Source organism: Dietzia sp. DQ11-71 (genome assembly GCF_014144995.1).
GTDB lineage: Bacteria > Actinomycetota > Actinomycetes > Mycobacteriales > Mycobacteriaceae > Dietzia > Dietzia kunjamensis.
Map to the genome: position 1 here is coordinate 1 of NZ_JAALDT010000508.1, position 3,620 is coordinate 3,620.

The following is a 3,620-nucleotide window of genomic DNA, read 5'->3' on the forward strand; positions in this document are numbered from 1 at the left end:
CGGCCAGCGTGGCGGCCGGCGTGGCGGCCGGCGGGACGGTTGGCACCGAGCAGCCAGTAGCGCAGAAGCAGGGCCCGGGGGCGGTCATACCGCAATCCCGGGCCCTCCGCTGGCCGACGACGCGTTCCCGCGTTCGACCTTCCGCCTGCCTAGTTCTCCAGGGCGTTGACCACGGTGAGTTCGCCGTCGGAATGCGAGACGCGGATGCGCTTCTTGTCGAGCTTGCCGACGGAGGTCTTGGGGATCTCGTGGACGAACGCGAACTTCTCGGGCACCTGCCACTTGGCCATCCGTTCGGCCAGGTGATCGCGCAGCTCCTCGACGCTCGGGTCGGGCACACCGTCCTTGACGACGATGGTGGCCAGCGGCCGCTCGTCCCACTTGGGGTCGGGGACACCGATCACGGCGGCCTCCGCCACGGACGGGTGCTCGAGGAGGTAGTTCTCCACCTCGACGGACGAGATCCACTCGCCACCGGACTTGATGATGTCCTTCGCGCGGTCGGTGAGCTGCAGGAACGCCTCGGGCTTGATATACCCCACGTCGCCGGTGCGCAGCCAGCCGTCGTCGAAGGAGTCCGAGGCGTCCACCTTGTAGTAACTGCCGGTGATCCACGGGCCGCGGACCTCCAGCTCGCCGACGGACTCGCCGTCCCATGGCAGGGCCTGGCCGGAATCGTCGACGATACGGGCCTTCACGCCGGCGATGAGTCGGCCCTGCGTCATGCGGAGCTCGAACTGCTTCTCCTCCGGCAGGGAGGCCTTCGGGCGGGACAGGGTGCCGATGGGCGAGGTCTCGGTCATGCCCCACGCGTGGACGATGTTGATCCCGTATTTGTCCCGGAACTTGCGGATCAGCTCCGGCGGGCACGAGCTGCCGCCCACGACGACCGCACGGAAGCTCGACATGTCGATGGGGTGGTCCACGCTGTACGCGTCCACTGCCTGCCAGATCGTGGGGACGGCGGCGGCCAGCGTCGGACGCTCGGAGGCGATCATCGCGGCCAGCGGCTCGGGCTGTAGGAAACGCTCCGGCATGAGCAGCGAGGCGCCCACCATGAACGCGGCGTACGGCAGGCCCCACGACATGGCGTGGAACATCGGCACGATCGCCAGCACGTTGTCGTCGAGCGAGATGTCCATGCCGTCGGACATGCACACCTGCATCGAGTGGAGGTAGATCGACCGGTGCGAGTAGACGACGCCCTTCGGGTCGCCGGTGGTGCCCGAGGTGTAGGCCATCGCGGCGCCGGAGTTCTCGTCGACCTCCGGCCAATCGAACTCGGTGGGCTGGGCGGCGAGGAGCGCGTCGTAGTCGTGCACCTGGATGCCCTCGGGAGCCTCGAGGTTCGCGGCGCCCCCACCGGTGACGATGACGTGCTCGACCGTCGAGAACCGGGGCAGGAGCGGCTGCAGGAGCGGGACGAGGCTCGGGTCGACGATCACGACCTTGTCCTCTGCGTGGTTGGCCACGAACTCGAGCTGGTCCGGGAACAGCCGGATGTTCAGCGGATGCAGCACGGCGCCCATGGACGGGATCGCGAGGTAGGCCTCCAAGTGCTCGGAGTTGTTCCACTGGAATGTGGCGACCCGCTGGTCACCGTCGACCCCCAGGGAACGCAGCGCGTTGGCCAGCTGCGCGGCGTGCTTGCCCAGATCGCCGTAGGTGATCTTCCGTGGTCCCTGATCGGTCCAGGTGGTGACGACCGCATCGGAGTGGACGGTCGCACCGAACTGCAGGATCGTGCTGATGTTCAACTGCTCCGGCATCATCGTGCTCTTCATGAGGGGCTCCTTGATCGAGGGGTGGCGTCTGTCACTCTCGTGTCGAGACTACCTGACGTCCATGACGTCCTTGGGCCGTGTGGGCGATCACCCGTCGAGGTCGTCGAAGACGGTCTGGACGGTCCTCGTCGCCGCGAGGGCCGCCGGCGCGCCGCAGTACTCCGAGGCGTGGATGACCGCCTCGGTGATCTCCTCGCGGGTCAACCCGTTGGTCAACCCGCCGCGTACATGCCCCGCCGGCTCGGCGTCCGCGCGCAGTACCACGAGCATCCCGATATTAAGCAGGCTGCGATCCCGTCGGTCCAACCCGGGCCGGTTCCAGATGTTGCCCCACACGTTCTCTGCGACCACGTGCTGGATCGCCTCCGACTCCGTCCCGACAGCCCGGTCCATGGCCCGGTCGACGAAGTCGTCGCTCATCACCTCGCGCCTGGTCGCGAAACCCTGCTCGCGCAGATCCGCGGCCGAAGGCCCCTCGCCTGCAGAACTCGTCGTCGTCGTCATCTCCACGGTCCTCTCCCACTGCCGACAGGTATCGCGATCCATCCTCCCCGACCGTCGTCACCAGCTCCGCGTGACCTCGCCCCGCCCCGGCCAGGCGCGGGGACGGCTCGGACAGGGGCGACAGCGGATGTATGGGATGGGCGGACGCGACGACGGGTGGGATACCCTCGACGGGTCCGGCCACCAGCGTCGGACCCCGCGGCAACTCGGCGGAAGTCGGTGCGAATCCGACGCTGTCCCGCAACTGTGATCCCGTCTCAGGACGGGCGAGCCAGGTCGGCCGGTTCCGCGGCAGCCGTACGTACTGACCTCGGACGAAGGACGGTCGCGTGCAGCGGCCCAGGCCGCGGCCCGAGCTGTTTTCTTCCTCCGAATCACGGAGGATGCCATGCACCATCCACGAGCCCGCTCGCTGCTGCTCGCCCCCCTGGCCGCCCTGGCGCTGGTCGCCTCCGCGTGCAGCGGCAGCGGCACCGGCGGCGACGAGCCGGCCCCGGCCGACCAGACCTCCGCCGCGGCGGAGGAACCGCAGGCGATCGTGTCGCTGGCCCCCACCACCACCGAGATGCTCTACGCCGTCGGCGCCGGGGACAGCGTCGTGGCGGTCGACGAGCGGTCCGACTTCCCCTCCGACGCCCCGGTCACCGACCTGTCCGGGTACACGCCCAACCTCGAGGCGATCCTGGGATACGCGCCGGACCTCGTCGTGCTCACCGACGACACCGGGGACATCGTGGCCGGCCTCGAACGCTCCGGCGTCGAGGTGCTGCAGCTGCCCGCCGCGCAGACCCTCGACGACACCTACACCCAGCTCGAGCAGGTCGGGGCGGCCACCGGGCACATCGGCGAGGCCGCCGAACTCGTGTCGCGGATGCAGAGCGAGATCGACGAGATCGTCGCCTCCGTGCCGGAGCGCGAGACGCCGCTGACGTACTTCCACGAACTCGACGACACCTACTACACCGTCACCGACGACACCTACGTCGGCGAGATCTACTCCCTGCTCGGCCTGACCTCGATCGCCACGGGCGACAACCCCTACCCGCAGCTGTCCGAGGAACTCATCCTCGAGGCCGACCCGGACCTGGTGTTCCTCGCCGACGGCCAGTGCTGCGGCATCACGCCCGAGGTCGTGGCCGAGCGACCGGGCTGGGACGGACTCACCGCCGTGCGCGACGGCCGCGTCCACGTGGTCGACGAGGACCTGTCCAGCCGGTGGGGCCCGCGCGTGGTCGACTTCATGCGCGAGGTCGCCGCGATCGTCACCGCGGTGCCCGACGCCGCGCCGGAGACCGCGGAGAGCCCCGCGAACCAGCCCGCCTCGTGACCCGC

3 protein-coding genes and 1 riboswitch are annotated in these 3,620 nt (G+C 69.3%); of the genes, 1 reads left to right on the forward strand and 2 read right to left on the reverse strand.

The genetic code is table 11. The features are described from left to right. Nucleotides 1–149: 149 nt before the first annotated feature. Together G6023_RS15380 and G6023_RS15385 are read right to left on the reverse strand one after the other, a co-directional pair. Complete coding sequence (locus G6023_RS15380) at nucleotides 150–1,784, reverse strand: long-chain fatty acid--CoA ligase (RefSeq protein WP_007631572.1); 1,635 nt, start codon at nucleotides 1,782–1,784, stop codon at nucleotides 150–152. An 87-nt stretch (nucleotides 1,785–1,871) separates the two neighbouring features. Then, nucleotides 1,872–2,288, reverse strand: a complete 417-nt coding sequence (locus G6023_RS15385) for a carboxymuconolactone decarboxylase family protein (RefSeq protein ID WP_241727900.1) — start codon at nucleotides 2,286–2,288, stop codon at nucleotides 1,872–1,874. Between the two features lie 160 nt (nucleotides 2,289–2,448). Beyond that, nucleotides 2,449–2,587, forward strand: a riboswitch (cobalamin riboswitch). Between the two features lie 89 nt (nucleotides 2,588–2,676). On the opposite strand from G6023_RS15385, the gene G6023_RS15390 reads away from it, so the two are divergent. Next, entirely contained in the window at nucleotides 2,677–3,615 is a 939-nt protein-coding gene (locus tag G6023_RS15390; RefSeq protein WP_119192110.1) for an ABC transporter substrate-binding protein, read from the forward strand. Nucleotides 3,616–3,620 lie beyond the last annotated feature (5 nt).

Coding starts and splice junctions, on each gene's coding strand:
- G6023_RS15380 (WP_007631572.1), bottom strand. CDS start 1,784: ATGAAGAGCACGATGATGCCGGAGCAGTTGAACATCAGCACGATCCTG.
- G6023_RS15390 (WP_119192110.1), top strand. CDS start 2,677: ATGCACCATCCACGAGCCCGCTCGCTGCTGCTCGCCCCCCTGGCCGCC.
- G6023_RS15385 (WP_241727900.1), bottom strand. CDS start 2,288: ATGACGACGACGACGAGTTCTGCAGGCGAGGGGCCTTCGGCCGCGGAT.